Source organism: Rhodococcus sp. KB6, assembly GCF_001445685.1.
Lineage (GTDB): Bacteria > Actinomycetota > Actinomycetes > Mycobacteriales > Mycobacteriaceae > Rhodococcus_F > Rhodococcus_F qingshengii.
This window is the reverse complement of record NZ_LNAK01000163.1, coordinates 311,584-328,284: the sequence shown is the minus strand read 5'-3', so window position 1 is coordinate 328,284 and position 16,701 is coordinate 311,584. Positions and strand designations below refer to the sequence as shown.

The following is a 16,701-nucleotide window of genomic DNA, read 5'->3' as shown; positions in this document are numbered from 1 at the left end:
CGAAATTCCGGTATTAACGCTTCGCGTTCTCTGGTGTACTCCGCAGCATCCTCAACACCAATGCGGCACTGACGAACAGAACCAAAGCTGTTGCACCGGCAGCAACGTGCATACCGTCGACAAACGCCGACTTCGCGGAATCGGCAAGCACCGAACCGAGTTCACCAGGTAGGTACGTTGCTTCCTGCAGGGCACCGCCGAGTGTGCCCTGTGCAGCATGCGCCTGATCTGCTTCGAGCATCGAGGTGTCGATTCCCTTGCGGAAGATCGCCATCACCACGCTGCCCAGAATCGCCACGCCGAGCGCGATGCCGAGTTCGTACGCGGTCTCCGACACAGCGGACGCAGCGCCGGCGCGTTCGGGTTCCACCGAGCTGACCACGAGATCCGATGTCAACGTCAACGCGACACCGACACCAGCACCGGCCAGACCGAAGCCGAGCACGAACATCAACGGGCCGCTGTCGACGCCGAGCGCGAGCAGCATCGCAGCACCGATACCGGCAACCGCGAGGCCCGCGCTGAGCACGTGAGACACCGACCACCGGCGAATCAACCAGGCCGCCGCAACCGCGGTGAATGCGCTGAGCAACATACCCGGGAGCATCAGCAGCCCGGCGTCGAGCGCCGAGTTACCGAGCACCAACTGCAGGTACTGCGAGCCGAAGAACAGGACACCTGCCAGCGCGAAGATCGAGAGCAGGTTGGTGATGACGGCGGTGGAGAACGACGCGTTGGCAAACAGCTTCAGATCCAACATCGGATCCTTCAGCATCCGCTGACGACGCACGAACACGTAACCCGCCGCGAGACCAACGAGGCCGATCACCAGCAACGTGATGCTGACGCCGTGCACCACGGATTCCTTGACCGCGTACACCAGCGGCAACATGGTCGCCATCGACAGACCAGCGCTGATGAGGTCGAATCGACCCGGATTGGGGTCCTTCGACTCCGGGATCAGGATCGGGCCGAGTACAACCAGCGCGATCATGACCGGAATGTTGATCAAGAAGACCGAACCCCACCAGAAGTGCTCGAGCAACCAACCACCGACCAAAGGGCCTGCCGCGGTACCGCCACCGGCCATCGCGCCCCAGACACCGATCGCCTCGGTGCGCTGACGCGGGTTGACGAAGATCGTGCGGATCAGACCGAGGGTGGCCGGCATCAGCGTTGCACCGGAAATACCCTGCAGCACGCGGGCGGCAATGAGCATCTCGGGACTGACAGCGAGAGCGGCGATGATCGAGGCGAGACCGAAGCCGACTGCGCCGATCAGGAGCAGTTTTCGCCTACCGATCCGGTCGCCGAGCGTACCCATGGTGATGAGCAGACCGGCGAGCACGAACGAATAGACGTCGATGATCCACAGCAACTGCGTGCTGCTCGGTTCGAGGTCGGCGCTGATGAACGGAAGCGCAAGATCGAGCACCGTGCCGTCGACTGCGATGAGCAACACAGCAAAGGCAAGGACTATCAAGCCCGCCCAGTCACGCTTTGTCGCCCGAACCTCGTCGGGATTGATTGCAGACGTCTGATCTGCCGACACTGACATTGCTCCCCTGCGACTTTCTCTGAGTTCTTTCGAAAAGACTTCACTGCACCGTCCAGCCGGTACAGTAGGTCTACGGTAACAGTGAACCGTCCGAGCGGTAAAGTTATTTCCGGGTAGGGTCACATCACATGGCTGCCGACACTCGCGATCGAATTCTCGACGCACTGGAGAAGCTGCTGCTGGTCAGCGGCGTCGCCCAAGTCACGCTCGAAGGCGTTGCCGCCGAAGCCGGGGTTTCCAAGGGCGGACTTCTCTATCACTTCCCCAGCAAGGAAGCACTGCTCGCGGCGATGGTCCGCAGACTCGGAGAACGCTCGGATCAGCAACTCGAAGACGCCGTAGCCGGCGGTACGACGGTCACCGAGTTCTATCTGCAGATCCCCGATGCGAACGAAAGCGAAGAACTCTCACTCTTCCGGTCGATCATCGCGGCACTGCGAACAGTCGACGGACAACACGACGAGATCCAGAAAGCCGTCACCCACGTGATGCGGAGCTGGGACAAGGGCCTTCAGACCGAGATCGCCGACCCTGTGCAGGCCGAGATCATCCGACTCGTCGGCGACGGCCTGTATCTGGCGGCCATGCTCGGGCTCCCCCAGCCGGATCCCGAATTGCATCGACAGGTGGTCGAGCGACTGCGGCCCTGACCGGGGGCGTCCCTTACGTCAGATAGCGGTACGCCGGGCTTCCCGGCTCGAGCCTCTCGGACTGCATCGGCGCGCGCTCCATCCGCTCGAGTAACGCCGCCAACCCGTCGGCGGAACCGAGTTCGATACCCACCAACGCGGCACCCGTCTCGCGATTGTTTCGCTTGACGTACTCGAACAGCGCGATGTCGTCGTCCGGCCCGAGCACGTCCGAGAGGAAGCGACGGAGCGCTCCCGGTTCCTGCGGAAAGTCGACCAGGAAGTAGTGCTTGAGCCCGAGGTGAACGAGCGAACGCTCGAGGATTTCGCCGTAACGAGAGACGTCGTTGTTGCCACCGGAGATCAGGCACACGACGGTCGAACCCGGCTCGAACGTCAAATTCTGAAGTGCCGCAACGGAAAGCGCTCCCGCGGGTTCGGCGATGATGCCCTCGCTCTGATACAGCTCGAGCATCGCCGTGCAGATAGCGCCCTCGTCGATCTGATTGACGACAAACGATCCCGAACCGGACCGTGTCTGAAGTTGACGAGCCACGAGCGGCAACGACGCGTGCGACACCACGGCGGCACCCAGACGTGAGACGACCTCGTAGGGAACATCGCCGATCCTCTTGACCGCTGCTCCGTCGACAAATGGATCGACGTCGGGAAGAGTCACCGGGCCCCCGGCAACAAGAGCGGCCGTCATTGACGCCGCACCGGACGGCTCGATCCCGACGATCGACGTCTTCGGCGACCGTTCGTGCAGGTAGGTGGCGATGCCCGCAATGCAACCGCCGCCGCCGACCGGCACGACGATCGTGTCGAGAGGGGCGTCCAATTGCGTGAGAATCTCCGCTGCAATGGTTCCTTGCCCCGCAGCGGTGCGCACGTCGTCGAACGGCGGAACCATGGTTGCGCCGGTTTCGGCTACGTCCTCCGCGGCCGCAGCAGCGGCGGCGTCATAGGTCTCACCGATCATGAACAGTTCGACAAACGCTCCACCGTGCGCGCGGATGCGATCACGCTTCTGCTTGGGGGTATTGGCCGGAACGTAGATCCGACCCTTGATCTGCATCGTTCGGCACGCGAAAGCAACACCCTGCGCATGGTTACCGGCACTGGCAGTCACTACGCCGGCACCGCGTTCGGCCTCGTTGAGCTGAGCGATCAGGTTGTACGCGCCACGAATCTTGTACGAACGAACGCCCTGGAGGTCCTCACGCTTGAGATACACGTGTGCCCCGGTCAACGCCGAAAGACGATCGCTGTACTGCAGGGGCGTCGCCGCAATGACGTGCTGAATTCGCTCGATGGCCGCGTCGATCTCCTGCGCGTCGAGCGCGGGGACGGTGGACTTCGTTACTACGACATCGGGCGAGTTAGACACCCCGCCATTTTCGCACGTCGGAGATCAACCTTCCCACCACCCCGCCCCGCATGGTCTGCGAGGCAGGGTGGCGGTAGGTCAGCCGCGCGGATCCAACTGTGAGGGACGTGGCACGTTCCGCAGATTCGACTTGGCCATCTGTACTGCCTCGCCGACGCCGCCGTTCATCACCATCTTCGACATCGCCAAAGCGAAGCCCTTCATCTGACCACCGGTGATGGTGGGCGGCAACGACAATGCCAACGGATCGGTCACCAGATCCACCAAGGCCGGACCGTCATGATCGAGCGCGGCGCGTAGGCCCGCTTCGATGTCCGCAGGATTCTCGATTCGGCGCGAGAAGATACCGAGCGCAGCAGCAACCGCCGCGTAGTCGACCGCGGGCACGTCGACCCCGAAATCCGGAAGGCCGTCGACCAGCATCTCGAGCTTGACCATTCCGAGCGTCGAGTTGTTGAACACCACGATCTTGACCGGCAACTTGTACATCGCGACGGTGACCAACTCACCGAGCAGCATCGACAATCCACCGTCGCCCGACACCGAGATGACCTGACGCCCCGGACTCGACCATGCAGCACCCATCGCATGTGGGAGCGCATTGGACATCGATCCGTGCAGCGCCGAGGAGATGAAGCGTCTCGATCCGTTCGGATTGAGATAGCGCGCCGTCCACACGTTGCACATCCCGGTGTCGGCGGTGAAGATTGCGTCGTCGGCTGCCAGATCGTCCAAGATCGAGGCCGCATACTCGGGGTGAATCGGCGTGCGCTGCTTGACCGGATCCGTGTATGCACCAACCACTTTGGTCATCAGAGTGTTGTGCTTGGCGAGCGTGTCCTCCAGGAACCCGCGGTCGGTCTTTCGATCGAGCTGCGGAATCAGTGCGCTCAAGGTGCTCGCGACGTCGCCGTGCACAGCCAGGTCCAGGCTGGTTCGACGCCCCAACCGCTCGGCCGCGATGTCGATCTGAGCGGTACGAACGTCGTCGGGCAAGAACTGATCGTAGGGAAAGTCCGTACCGATCAGGAGCAGGAGATCGGCGCCGTGGATACCGTCGTGCGCCGCACCGTAACCGAGCAATCCGGTCATCCCGACGTCGTATGGATTGTCGTACTGGATCCATTCCTTGCCACGCAGTGAATGCCCGATGGGAGCGCCGACGGTTTCGGCCAACGCCAGAACCTCCGCGCGCGCATCTCGCACGCCCGCGCCGGCGAAGATCGCAACTTTGCGTGCGCCGTTGATCACGTCTGCCAACGCCTTGACGTCACCGGCATCCGGAACGACTGTCGGCCTTCGAGTTTCGACGAGTGTCGGCGGGGTGCCTTCTGCCGGACAATCGGCGATGTCCCCGGGAAGCACGATCACCGAGACGCCGTTTCGAGCCACCGAATGCTGAATCGCCGACTGCACCACGCGTGGTGATTGGACTGCCGTGCTGACGAGTTCGGTGTAACTCGAACATTCGATGAAGATCCGCTCGGGATGCGTTTCCTGAAAGTAACCCATTCCGATCTGGGCGCTGGGGATGTGCGAGGCGATCGCGAGGACCGGCGCGCCCGAACGATGAGCGTCGTACAGGCCGTTGATCAGGTGAAGGTTTCCGGGACCGCAGGATCCGGCACACACTGCAAGTTTTCCGGTGATCTGGGCATCCGCTGCGGCCGCAAAGGCGGCTGCTTCCTCATGCCGGACGTGTATCCAATCGATTCCGCCCTTCTCGGAACCACCGGTGCGACGAACCGCATCGACGATGGGATTGAGACTGTCACCGACAATGCCGTAGATCCGACTGACACCCGCGTCAACGAGCTGCTGAACCAATTGATCTGCAACGGTTTTCGGACTCATCAGACCTCCATGACACACTCACGGGAGTCGGGATCGCCGACCCCCGGGAGTGACGATTTACTTGTGATTGATGCAGCGCTTCTTGTGGAATGCGGGGTTACTTGGGTTCGAGCACGAACACCGGAATCTCACGATCGGTCTTCGTCTGATAATCGGCGTAGTCGGGGTACGCAGCGACAGCGCGCTCCCACCAGACCGCCTTCTCGTCGCCGGTGACTTCCCGAGCAACCAGGTCGAAGACCTGCGTCGCGTCACGCAGCGTGACGTGCGGGTCGGCTTTGACGTTGTAGTACCAGACCGGATTCTTCGGGGCGCCACCGAGCGAAGCCACAACGGCATACGAACCGTCGTGCTCGACCCGCATCAGCGGCGTCTTCCTGACCTTGCCGGACTTTGCCCCGATGGTCGTGAGAACGACGACGGGCATGCCGTTCATGTCGTTTCCCTCGGTGCCACCGGAGTTCTCGATGCGTGCGACCTGATCGGCGGCCCACGACGCTGGACTGGGTTCGTACTCACCTGTGATTGGCATGTGTACCAGTGAACACCCACTCGAGCACCTTGGCCACCGAACCACGCCGACCAGGCCTGTCGCCCGCGCACTCCCCTGGTTGATCGATTAAGTGAGCTGCCGATCAATAAAGTTCGCTTGCCCGAACTCTCATCTCTGGCTACTCTGAAACCACAGCTTCGAACAGCCGTATCGGAAAGGGACGAGATGACCACCGCAGATATCTCCACTCGCGAATCACGCCCCTCCCCCGACTATTGCGTCGATCTGGCCGGAACTCGGTGGCCGCTGTACAAGATCGAAGCTCTCGTGGTCGGGTTCGTGCTGTTCGTCGTCGCCGGTGCCGTCACGCAGTCGATGCAGGTGGCCGTACTGACTGCCGCAACGGCCGCTGTAGTCACGTGGTGGGTACGGCGCGTGCACTACTCACGCACCACCTGATCACCGCACTCCCCCGAACTCCCGCGAACCACGAAGGGACCTTGCTGCATCAGCAGCAAGGTCCCTTCGTTCGGTTCAGGTCCGCTCGGCGGTCAGACCGTCAGGCAACTCGGTCCGAGCAATGCCTTCAGGTCGCCCATCAGTGCCGAGGACGGTTCGACCCGAAGGACGTCGTCGACCTTCCACAAGCTGATTTCGGTTCCACCGATCAGCCGAACGTGAACGTCGGATGTTCCGGGGTGCCTGGTCAGCACCTGCTTGAGAGCACTGAGCTTGTCCTTGGTGCATTGGCGAAGCGGCAGCGAGACCGACAGGGGACGCGCGACCCCGATCGCCGAAATATCAGGCACCGCAAGGTCGTTGCCGATCAGCGACATCCGATCGTCTCGGATCGAAACGCGAGCCTTGACCAACACGATGGCATCCTCGGCGATGTCCATCCCGTAAACGGCGTACGCCTGCGGGAAGAACAGCACCTCGATTCCACCCACGAGATCTTCGAGCTGCACGATGCACCAGGTCAGACCGTTCTTGTTGACCCGGCGGTCCACCGAGGCAATGATGCCGCCGAGAGTTACCTGGGCACCGTCCTGAACGCCGCCTTCGAGTATCGCAGCGATGGACGTGTCGGACTGCTGGCGAAGAATGTGCTCGACACCGTTGAGCGGGTGACCGGAAACGTACAGCCCCAGCATCTCTCGTTCGAGTGCCAGGCGATGCTTGGAGTCCCACTCCTCCTCGGGAATCTTGACGTCGAACACCGAGGTGATCGACTCGTCCGCCTCGGCACCGCCGAAGAGGTCGAACTGTCCGATCGCCTCTGCCTTCTTGGTGCTCATCACGGAATCGATGGCGTCGGCATGAACCAACATCAGGCCCTTGCGCGGGTGACCCAACGAGTCGAAAGCACCGGCCTTGATGAGAGATTCGGTGACCTTCTTGTTGCAAGCCATCGCGTCGATCTTGCCGAGATAGTCGGAGAAATCGGTGAACTTCGATTTCTCGGTGCGCGCCTTGATGATCGAGGCGACGACGTTGGCGCCGACGTTGCGCACCGACCCCATACCGAAACGGATGTCGTCGCCGACGGTCGCGAAGTCGACGCGTGACTCGTTGACGTCCGGTGGGAGAACGGTGATGCCCAACTTGCGGCAGTCGGCGAGGTAGATCGCGGACTTGTCCTTGTCGTCACCGACGGAGGTCAGCAGACCCGCCATGTACTCGGCCGGGTAGTTCGCCTTGAGGTACGCAGTCCAGTACGACACGAGTCCGTAGCCGGCGGAGTGCGACTTGTTGAACGCGTACCCGGCGAAGGGAAGGACCGTGTCCCACAGCGCCTTGATGGCGGCTTCGCTGAAGTTGTTGTCCAACATGCCCTGCCGGAAGCCGGCGTAGGCCTTTTCCAGCTCGGACAGCTTCTTCTTACCCATGGCGCGACGCAGCAAGTCGGCCTGACCCAGGGTGTAACCGGCCACCTTCTGCGCCAGTTGCATGATCTGCTCCTGGTAGATGATCAGGCCGTATGTCTCCGAGAGGATCTCCGCTAGCGGCTCCTCCAGCTCGGGGTGAATCGGCTTGACGTCTTCCAAGGCGTTCTTGCGCTTGGCGTACGAGATGTGGGCGTCCACACCCATCGGTCCCGGTCGATACAGCGCCAATGCGGCGACGATGTCGCCGAATCCGGTGGGCTGCATCAGTTTCAGCAACTCGCGCATACCGCCGCCGTCGAGCTGGAACACACCGAGAGTGTCGCCGCGGGCGAGCAGTTCGTATGTTGCCGCATCGTCCATCGGCAACGTGTCGAGGTCGAGGTCGATGCCGCGGTTGGCTTTGATGTTCTCGAGCGTGTCGCCGATAACCGTGAGGTTTCGCAGACCGAGGAAGTCCATCTTGAGCAGACCGATGGCTTCACACGAGGGGTAGTCCCACCCGGTGATGATGGCGCCGTCCTGGGCGCGCTTCCAGACCGGGATTGCGTCGGTGAGCGGTTCGGACGACATGATGACCGCGCAGGCGTGCACACCGGCGTTGCGGATCAGCCCTTCCAGACCCACCGCGGTCTTGTAGATCTTCGCGACGTCCGGGCTGGAGTCGATGAGCGCTCGAACCTCGACTGCCTCCTTGTACCGCTCGTGCTTCGGGTCGGTGATACCGGAAACCGAGATGTCCTTGGCCATGATGGGCGGCGGGAGCGCCTTGGTGATCTGATCGGCGATGGCAAAGCCCGGCTTGCCGAACTGGACGCGAGCCGAGTCCTTGATGGCAGCCTTGGTCTTGATGGTGCCGAAGGTGATGACCTGGGCGACCTTGTCGTTGCCCCACTTGTCCGTCGCGTAGCGAACCATCTCGCCGCGACGGCGATCATCGAAGTCGATATCGATATCGGGCATGGACACACGCTCGGGGTTGAGGAATCGCTCGAACAGCAACCCGTACGGGATGGGGTCGATGTTGGTGATACCCATCGCGTAGGCCACCAACGAACCGGCAGCCGATCCACGGCCGGGCCCGACACGGATCCCGACGTCCTTGGCGTGGTTGATCAGGTCGCCGACCACGAGGAAGTAGGCCGGGAAGCCCATTTCGTTGATGACGCCGATCTCGTAGTCGGCGCGGGCGAGGTACTCCTGCGGCGGTCCGCTCGGGAAGCGGCGATCGAGTCCGCGCATCACCTCGGCGCGCAGGAAGGTCTGCTGCGTGTGTCCCTCCGGGACCGGGAAGATCGGCATGCGGTCGTGGAACGCCCACACGTCCTCGTACGACTGCACACGCTCGCCGATGGCAACGGTGTTGTCGCATGCCCCCGGAACCTCGTTGTCCCAGATGGCGCGCATCTCGGCAGCGGACTTGAGGTAGTAGCCGTCGCCGTCGAACTTGAAGCGAGTGGGGTCGGAGAGCGTCTTGCCGGTCTGAATGCAGAGCAGCGCCTCGTGATTCTCGGCGGCGTCCTTGGTGACGTAATGGCAGTCGTTGGTGGCAAGTGGCGGAATACCGAGTTGCTTGCCGATGTCGAGCAGACCCTCTCGCACACGGCGCTCGATCGAGAGACCGTGATCCATCAGTTCGAGGAAGAAGTTGTCCGGGCCCCAGATCTCCTGCCACTTCGCGGCAGCTTCGAGAGCCTCGCGATCGTGACCGAGACGAAGGCGGGTCTGGATCTCACCGGACGGGCAACCCGTGGTCGCGATGATGCCCTCGGCGTGCGCGGCGATGAGCTCCTCGTCCATCCGTGGCCATTTACCGAGCTGGCCCTCGATGGACGCGAGCGACGACAGCTTGAAGAGGTTGCGGAGTCCGGTCGCGTTCTCGGCCACCATCGTCATGTGGGTGTACGCACCGCTACCGGAGACGTCGTCGGACTTCTGGCTGCGATCGCCCCACAGAACTCGCTTGGTGTTGAAGCGAGACTCGGGTGCGATGTAGGCCTCGATGCCGATGATCGGCTTGATGCCGGCGCTCTTTGCCTCGTTGTAGAACTGGCTGGCGCCGTACATGTTTCCGTGGTCGGTCATGCCGACTGCGGTCATTTCGAGACGAGCGGCCTCCTCGAACATGGCGCCGACCTTGGCCGCACCGTCGAGCATCGAGTACTCGGTGTGATTGTGAAGATGTACGAACGAGTCAGCCACGTGCGCCTCTCTGAAGGTCTGGGAGCGAGATCGAGTGTATGCCGCGCTGCCGACACGACCGGCGACCGAGGTAGCGGAGTCGCCGTGCGCCGCCTCCGGTCACGTGACCGGAACCTCGGGTTCGGCGCTCGACCTCACCGAACGCCGCGAACGTCGACCGGCGACGAAGGTGTCTGTCGTGAAGATCACCAGTGCAGCCCAGATCAGAACGAAGCCGATCCACCGTGACGCCGGCATGTCCTCGTGCATGACGGCCACACCCCACGCCATCTGGAGCGCCGGGGTGAGGTACTGCAGCATGCCCATCGTCGCCAACGGAACTCTCTGAGCGGCGACGCCGAACAGGAGCAGCGGCAGCGCGGTGACCGGGCCGGCGGCAAGCAGCAACAGGCTGTGCCCGGTACCGCTGCTGATGAATGCACCGGCCCCGGTCAGGCCGAGAAACACGAGGTAGCCGACCGCGAACGGTGCGGCAACGACTCCCTCGGCAGTCAAACTGGTTCGAGGATCGAGCGGAACCACCTTCTTGACCAACCCATAGGTGGCAAACGAGCCGGCGAGCAGCAAAGCGACGATCGGAGGTTTCCCGAAGTCGACCGTGATCACCACAACTGCCGTGGCAGCGAGAACGAGCGCGGCGATCTGGGCGGGACGCAATCGTTCGCGGAAGATCACGACGCCGAGCAGAACGGTGACCAGCGGGTTGATGAAGTACCCGAGAGCCGCCTCCACGACGCGGCCTGACACCACGGCATAGATGTACGTCCCCCAGTTCACGGCGATCGCCGCTGACGCCGCGGTCACCAGCAGCCAGGTGCGTGCGCTGATTCCGCGAAGCGATCCGAGGCGGCCGGCAAAGGCCAACACGATCAGCATCAACAGAAGGGTCCACACCACCCGGTGCGCCAGGATCTCGACCGGATCGGCGAAGTCGAGTAGCCCGAAGAATGCCGGGAACGTTCCCCACAACAGGAAAGCCGCCACACCGTAGAAGATCCCCGAGGACGAACGGGACTCAGCGCGTTCGTCCTTGTTCACAGAACCGGAGTTCACGGGACCGGACCATCGTCGGGGCCGGGAGCAACGACGTCCACGTACTCCGGCAGCAAGGGACGGACGGCTGCCAACCACGGCGAGGCGTCGGACGGCAACGCTTCCACTGCACGGACGTTCGAGTCATGTTCGATCGCTTCGAGTCCTTCGGGAGTCGCTCGCACCAGCACGCCCACCGCGCAGGCGCACCCGGCGGACAATTGCTTCGCCGACGCGAGCGCCACCTGTTGCTGACGATCGGTGTCGCCGCCGAGCGAGACCAGTCGCGTGGCTGCAACACCGGGCGATCTGCGTACTGCTTCGTCGTTGTCGGGAACGGGCACCGACATGAGCGGCGTCTGGACGCGCTCGATCGGAACTCGGAACATGACCCTGGACACGCGAACGCCCGAGACCTCAGCGCCCGGCACCTGAACACTGCTGGTCGACGTGATGACCTCGTCGACGGTGAGTGCCTTCGTGAACGAGACCAACGCCCATACCGGCCCATCGACCGACGCGACGGAATCTCGCGCTCGGTCGAGGTAGTCCGGGACAGCTTCCCCACTGTCCGGACCCAGGGTGTCCGTCCGGATCGGCGGGGTCGGCACGGGATTCGCGAACCCCACGCCCACCACCGCCGCCACACCGACCACCACCGCGACGACGGCCGGCGCGGGGGTAAGCCCGCGCGGTGTCATGAGGACCGGAGAACTTCGAGTGCGTGTTCGAGATCCTTCGGGTACTTGCTCTTGATCTCGACCCAGCGACCGTCCGCCGGATGTGCGAATCCAAGAGACACGGCGTGCAACCACTGGCGCTCGAGGCCGAGCCTTTCGGCAAGTCGAGGGTCCGCGCCGTAAGTCAGGTCACCGCAGCACGGATGGCGCAACGCCGAAAAGTGGACACGGATCTGGTGTGTGCGACCGGTTTCGAGGTGCACGTCCAGCAGACTCGCTGCCTGGAACGCCTCGATGGTGTCGTAGTGCGTGACGCTGGGCTTGCCGTCGGCCGTGACCGTGAATCGCCAGTCGTTCCCGTGATGGCGTCCGATGGGCGCGTCGATCGTTCCGCTGCTCGGGTCGGGATGTCCCTGCACGAGAGCGTGGTAGCGCTTGTCGATGGTCCGCTGCTTGAAAGCGCGCTTGAGCAACGTGTACGCGCGCTCGGATGTGGCAACCACCATGACTCCCGACGTTCCGACGTCCAGACGGTGGACGATGCCCTGACGCTCGTGGGCACCGGACGTCGAGATGCGGAAACCGGCCGCGGCAAGTCCGCCGATGACGGTCGGTCCCGTCCACCCGACGCTGGCGTGCGCGGCAACTCCGACGGGCTTGTCGACTGCCACGACGTCGTCGTCGGCGTAGAGGATCTCCATTCCCTCGACCGGTGTCGCTTCGATGGTCAGGGGCCGCGGCGGTTCGGGCAGGACTACCTCGAGCCACGACCCTGCGGTCAGACGATCGGACTTGCCGACGGCCACACCGTCGACGAGTACCGAGCCTTCTTCCGCGAGTGTCGCGACCACGGTGCGCGAGAGTCCGAGAAGGCGCGCGAGGCCGGCATCGACGCGCATGGCATCGAGACCGTCGGGCACTGGCATCGAACGGGATTCCCTCACTTGGTTTCTCCCTCGGCTGCAGCCTTCGATTCGGTGAACTTCTTGTCGTCCGCCTTGTGATCACGCAGGCGTTCACCGTTGGGTTCGAAGCCGAACAGTGTCAGGACGACGAGCAGAATCGCGCCACAGACGATCGCGGAATCCGCGATGTTGAACACCGGCCACCAGCCGACGGAGACGAAATCCACCACATGTCCGCGCATGATTCCGGGAGAGCGGAAGAATCGGTCGACGAGGTTACCCAGCGCGCCGCCGAGAACGAGGCCGAGACCGAGCGCCCACCACGGTGATCGGAGCGTGCGACCGATCTTGATCACACCGATGACCACACCGATTGCGACGAGAGTGAGGATCCACGTCATCGACGTCGCCATCGAGAACGCTGCCCCCGGATTGCGCACCATCGTGAATGTGACCACGTCACCGATGATTTCGATCGGCTGCCCCGGTTTGACCGCGGCGACTGCCCACACCTTCGTGAGAATGTCCGAGAGCAGGATGACAGCGGCGATGGCAATGAGCATGGTCAGCCGGCGGGGCTTTTCGACCGGCGCAACCGCCAGGTCACCGTCTTCCGATTTCACGGCTTCCGGTTTCACGGTTTCGGGCTCGTCGGCCTTCGAGATTTCGGTAATCGGCTGATCCTCCGCGTTGACATCTCGGTCTGGGTGGTCTGTACTCACGCAACCATCATCCCTCATGTTCACCGCACCGGGTCACGCACTCTGCAACTGCGGCTAGCCTGGAGCGCGTGCCACTGCTGTCCACGACCGGCCGACGCGTTCCGTTCGCCCTCGCTGCCCTCGCTCTCACCACCGTTCTCACCGCTTGCGGCGACTCGGATCAACCTCCGAACACCCCGACCTCCTCGCCGAGTGAGGTGACTGTTCCGGTGACCGCCGCGACGGTCGAAGTTCTCGAGGCGGGAAGCGAGCCGCGCGAGGTTTTGCGTACGAACTTGCCTGTCGGCACCACGCAGACGGCGACGCTCGTCACCCAGGCCGTCGTGAGTCAGCAGATCGATCAACAACCGGCGCAGGATTTCTCTTCGCCGGAGATCACGATCCCGCTCTCGGCAAACGTGACCGCTGACGATCCCACCGCAGTCGTTGACCTCACGCTGTCGTCGATGACCTCGCCCGATGCAACGCTGCAGGCTGCGCTGAGCGGGGCCGACGGGTCTGCGGCCGGATTGTCGGTCACGGATTCGGGCGCCATCACCGCCCTACGGTTGAAGCCCTCCGCCAACTCGGCCAATGCTGCCCGCGCTGCAATCGAACAAGCGCTGGGCCAAGCGGTCTACCGGACCGTCGCACTCCCCGACGCTCCGGTCGGTGTCGGCGCACGTTGGGTGGTTCGGCAGCAAGTCAGCAGCGAAATCCTGCTCGATCAGACAACCACCGTCACGCTCACCGCGCGCGAGGGCAATCGGCTTTCGCTCGCGGTGGACGTATCGCAGACCCCGCAGAGCCCGGTCTGGAACCTGGCTGGTGACGCCGGAACGCTGAACATAGATCAGTACGTCATGGCCGGCTCCGGAAACCTCACCGTCGACCTCTCACTCCCCTTGCCGATCGACGGACAGATGACCGTCGGCGGCGACCAGGCATACGGCGACCCGGACAGCTCCTCGGTGATCCGGCAGACCATCTCCAACAGCATTCGGTGGGAATCGTGACACGCCGGTCGCTTCTCGCACTTGGTCTGACCGCAACGGCGGCACTGTTCGTCGTGACCGGTTGCGGCTCGGACGACTCGCCTGGTGCCGACACGACTACGCAGGTTTCCGCCCCACAGGTCGGCTTGGCGCCGTTCACGGCTGCTCCGGCCGCACCGCTGAGCGGGGCGCCTCTCGACCGTGACGGCCTGCAACGAGCCGCGCTCACCCTGTCCGAGCTACCTGCCGACTTCGACGTAGTTCCCGACCCGGTCGACGACCTCGGCCTCGCACCGGCGCCGGAAAACTCGGAGGCGGACAAGTCGAGCACCGACCCCGCCGTCTGCGCCCAGGTTCTGGCGCCGATAGCCACCCAGGCTCCCGGATCGGTCGCCGACCTCTCCGACATGTTCACCGGCCCCGATTTCACGAGCATCGATCAGGACTCTGCTTCGTACGCCGACGGCACCGCGGCAGCAGCAGCTTTCGAGAAACTTCAGACCACGCTGGCTGGGTGTGCGGAGTATTCGGGAACCGATGCCGACGGAACGACAATCACCTATCGCGTCGGCGGAGCGTCGGACCCGAACATCGGCGACGCGTCTTTCGCTTTCCGAATCATCACGGAGAGTGGCGGTTTCACCTTGGTTGCCGACGCGATCGTGGCCGTAGTCGGGACGACGTTGACTCAGCTGTCCGCGACGGCGCCGAGTCCGATCGCCCCCGATGTTCTCCTCTCGATGGCATCGGCCGCCGCAGATCGCCTGCGCGCACAAACGCCCTGACAACGAGCGGATTGGTCCCGTCTCGGCCTTTCGCGAATGATTCGGGACCACAGACCCTTTGACAACTGCCCGTCCACACTGAACGGTGAGAGTAGGTACGAAACAGACCAACGCGACACACTGATGTGAGGAGCCAGAGTTCATGCCGGAACCCAGAAGGTCAGATCACACCGATTACGTAGCCGTCAATCCGATCTTCTCGAGGCCTGGCGAGGATTCGGTTGCATCGAAGTACACACTCGAACCCGATGGCATGCTTCCCGAGACCGCGTATCAGATCGTCCACGACGAAACGATGCTCGACGGCAATGCGCGGCTCAATCTCGCGACGTTCGTCAGCACGTGGATGGACGATCACGCCACCAAACTGTATGCCGAGTCGTTCGACAAGAACATGATCGACAAGGACGAGTATCCGCAGACCGCCGCGATCGAAACCTATTGCTGGCGCATCCTTGCCGATCTCTGGCACTCACCCTCCCCCAAGGACGCAATCGGCACCTCGACGATCGGTTCGTCCGAAGCCTGCATGCTCGGCGGCCTGGCGATGAAACGACGCTGGCAGCACGCACGAAAAGCCGCGGGCAAGTCGACCGAAAAGCCAAATCTCATCATGAGTTCCGCGGTCCAGGTGTGCTGGGAGAAGTTCTGCAACTACTGGGACGTCGAAGCGCGTTACGTGCCGATCAGCGAGGAACACCGCACCCTCGACGGTCACGATCTGGACAAGTACGTCGACGAGAACACCATCGGCGTCGTCGCGATCATGGGCGTCACCTACACCGGGATGTACGAGCCGGTCCTGGAAATCTCGAAGGCACTCGATGAGATCCAGGCGAAGACGGGACTCGACGTCCCCATCCACGTCGACGGCGCTTCCGGTGCGATGATCGCACCGTTCCTTCAGCCCGAACTCGAATGGGATTTCCGACTACCGCGCGTCCACTCCATCAACACCTCGGCGCACAAGTACGGGCTCGTCTATCCCGGCCTCGGATGGGTGGTCTGGCGATCGCAGGATCTACTTCCCGACGACCTCGTCTTCAAGGTGAGCTACCTCGGCGGCAGTATGCCGACCTTCGCACTGAACTTCTCGCGTCCCGGCGCTCAGGTGATCCTGCAGTTCTACTTGTTCCTGCGTCTCGGCCACGACGGCTATCGCGCGATCCAGCAGTCCTCCCAGGACGTGGCGAAATTTCTCGCCGAAGGGATCGGGAAACTCGACGCGTTCGAACTGTGGAACGACGGTTCCGACATCCCGGTCTTCGCGTGGCGCCTCGCCGAGGGGCACACGTCCAACTGGACGCTGTACGACCTCTCGGACCGGTTGCGAGGCAAGGGCTGGTTGGTGCCGGCCTACCCCATGCCGGACGATCTCGCGGATCTGACAGTGCAGCGCATCGTGGTTCGTAACGGACTGAGCATGGACCTGGCGGCCAATCTGCTGCGCATCATCGAAGAGGAAACCGCGTTCCTCGACGAACTGGACAGCCCGATGCCGCGGCCGCGCGTCACCGAGGGATTCCATCACTGACGTCGCTTACCACGTGAAGAGCGGCCGCCCACTCCCCTTCGGGAGTCGGCGGCCGCT

At 63.1% G+C, this 16,701-nt stretch carries 14 protein-coding genes; 5 read left to right on the top strand and 9 right to left on the bottom strand.

Annotated elements, in window-relative coordinates:
• Window positions 1–13: 13 nt before the first annotated feature.
• Window positions 14–1,558: an MFS transporter gene (locus ASU23_RS32500; RefSeq protein ID WP_037129764.1), complete on the bottom strand. Its 1,545-nt coding sequence runs from the start codon at window positions 1,556–1,558 to the stop codon at window positions 14–16.
• A 128-nt stretch (window positions 1,559–1,686) separates the two neighbouring features.
• Here ASU23_RS32500 and ASU23_RS32495 point away from each other — a divergent pair, with 128 nt between their 5' ends.
• Window positions 1,687–2,208 (top strand): TetR/AcrR family transcriptional regulator, encoded by a 522-nt coding sequence (locus ASU23_RS32495; protein WP_007733148.1) that lies wholly within the window; start codon window positions 1,687–1,689, stop codon window positions 2,206–2,208.
• A gap of 13 nt (window positions 2,209–2,221) precedes the next feature.
• Here ASU23_RS32495 and ilvA read toward each other — a convergent pair whose 3' ends face one another.
• The 3 genes from ilvA to ASU23_RS32480 all read right to left on the bottom strand — a co-directional run bounded on the left by ilvA (window position 2,222) and on the right by ASU23_RS32480 (window position 5,963).
• The gene (ilvA, locus tag ASU23_RS32490; RefSeq protein WP_007733150.1) at window positions 2,222–3,577 is read right to left on the bottom strand and encodes a threonine ammonia-lyase IlvA; all 1,356 of its coding nucleotides are present in this window, start codon (window positions 3,575–3,577) and stop codon (window positions 2,222–2,224) included.
• Between the two features lie 78 nt (window positions 3,578–3,655).
• Complete coding sequence (locus ASU23_RS32485) at window positions 3,656–5,431, bottom strand: pyruvate dehydrogenase (RefSeq protein WP_042452851.1); 1,776 nt, start codon at window positions 5,429–5,431, stop codon at window positions 3,656–3,658.
• A gap of 97 nt (window positions 5,432–5,528) precedes the next feature.
• The gene (locus ASU23_RS32480) at window positions 5,529–5,963 is read right to left on the bottom strand and encodes a nitroreductase family deazaflavin-dependent oxidoreductase (protein WP_003941666.1); all 435 of its coding nucleotides are present in this window, start codon (window positions 5,961–5,963) and stop codon (window positions 5,529–5,531) included.
• Between the two features lie 186 nt (window positions 5,964–6,149).
• On the opposite strand from ASU23_RS32480, the gene ASU23_RS32475 reads away from it, so the two are divergent.
• On the top strand, window positions 6,150–6,383 hold the full coding sequence (locus ASU23_RS32475; protein WP_003941759.1) for a hypothetical protein: 234 nt from the start codon (window positions 6,150–6,152) through the stop codon (window positions 6,381–6,383).
• 92 nt (window positions 6,384–6,475) lie between these two features.
• Here ASU23_RS32475 and dnaE read toward each other — a convergent pair whose 3' ends face one another.
• The 5 genes from dnaE to lspA form a co-directional block, all read right to left on the bottom strand.
• Window positions 6,476–10,012 (bottom strand): DNA polymerase III subunit alpha, encoded by a 3,537-nt coding sequence (dnaE, locus tag ASU23_RS32470; protein ID WP_007733155.1) that lies wholly within the window; start codon window positions 10,010–10,012, stop codon window positions 6,476–6,478.
• Between the two features lie 99 nt (window positions 10,013–10,111).
• On the bottom strand, window positions 10,112–11,050 hold the full coding sequence (rarD, locus tag ASU23_RS32465; protein WP_047270138.1) for an EamA family transporter RarD: 939 nt from the start codon (window positions 11,048–11,050) through the stop codon (window positions 10,112–10,114).
• A gap of 11 nt (window positions 11,051–11,061) precedes the next feature.
• Complete coding sequence (locus ASU23_RS32460; RefSeq protein WP_007733159.1) at window positions 11,062–11,745, bottom strand: hypothetical protein; 684 nt, start codon at window positions 11,743–11,745, stop codon at window positions 11,062–11,064.
• Window positions 11,742–12,668 carry an RluA family pseudouridine synthase gene (locus tag ASU23_RS32455; RefSeq protein WP_007733161.1) on the bottom strand — a complete coding sequence of 309 codons (927 nt, stop codon included), beginning with the start codon at window positions 12,666–12,668 and terminating at the stop codon, window positions 11,742–11,744. The genes ASU23_RS32460 and ASU23_RS32455 overlap by 4 nt, the downstream gene beginning before the upstream one ends.
• Complete coding sequence (gene lspA / locus ASU23_RS32450; protein ID WP_058039462.1) at window positions 12,665–13,351, bottom strand: signal peptidase II; 687 nt, start codon at window positions 13,349–13,351, stop codon at window positions 12,665–12,667. The genes ASU23_RS32455 and lspA overlap by 4 nt, the downstream gene beginning before the upstream one ends.
• Window positions 13,352–13,419: 68 nt before the next feature.
• Here lspA and ASU23_RS32445 point away from each other — a divergent pair, with 68 nt between their 5' ends.
• The 3 genes from ASU23_RS32445 to ASU23_RS32435 all read left to right on the top strand — a co-directional run bounded on the left by ASU23_RS32445 (window position 13,420) and on the right by ASU23_RS32435 (window position 16,644).
• Window positions 13,420–14,346: a hypothetical protein gene (locus ASU23_RS32445; protein ID WP_003941753.1), complete on the top strand. Its 927-nt coding sequence runs from the start codon at window positions 13,420–13,422 to the stop codon at window positions 14,344–14,346.
• Complete coding sequence (locus ASU23_RS32440; protein WP_225320057.1) at window positions 14,343–15,110, top strand: sensor domain-containing protein; 768 nt, start codon at window positions 14,343–14,345, stop codon at window positions 15,108–15,110. The genes ASU23_RS32445 and ASU23_RS32440 overlap by 4 nt, the downstream gene beginning before the upstream one ends.
• Before the next feature lie 142 nt (window positions 15,111–15,252).
• Window positions 15,253–16,644 (top strand): glutamate decarboxylase, encoded by a 1,392-nt coding sequence (locus ASU23_RS32435; RefSeq protein ID WP_003941675.1) that lies wholly within the window; start codon window positions 15,253–15,255, stop codon window positions 16,642–16,644.
• The last annotated feature ends 57 nt before the right edge of the window (window positions 16,645–16,701 follow it).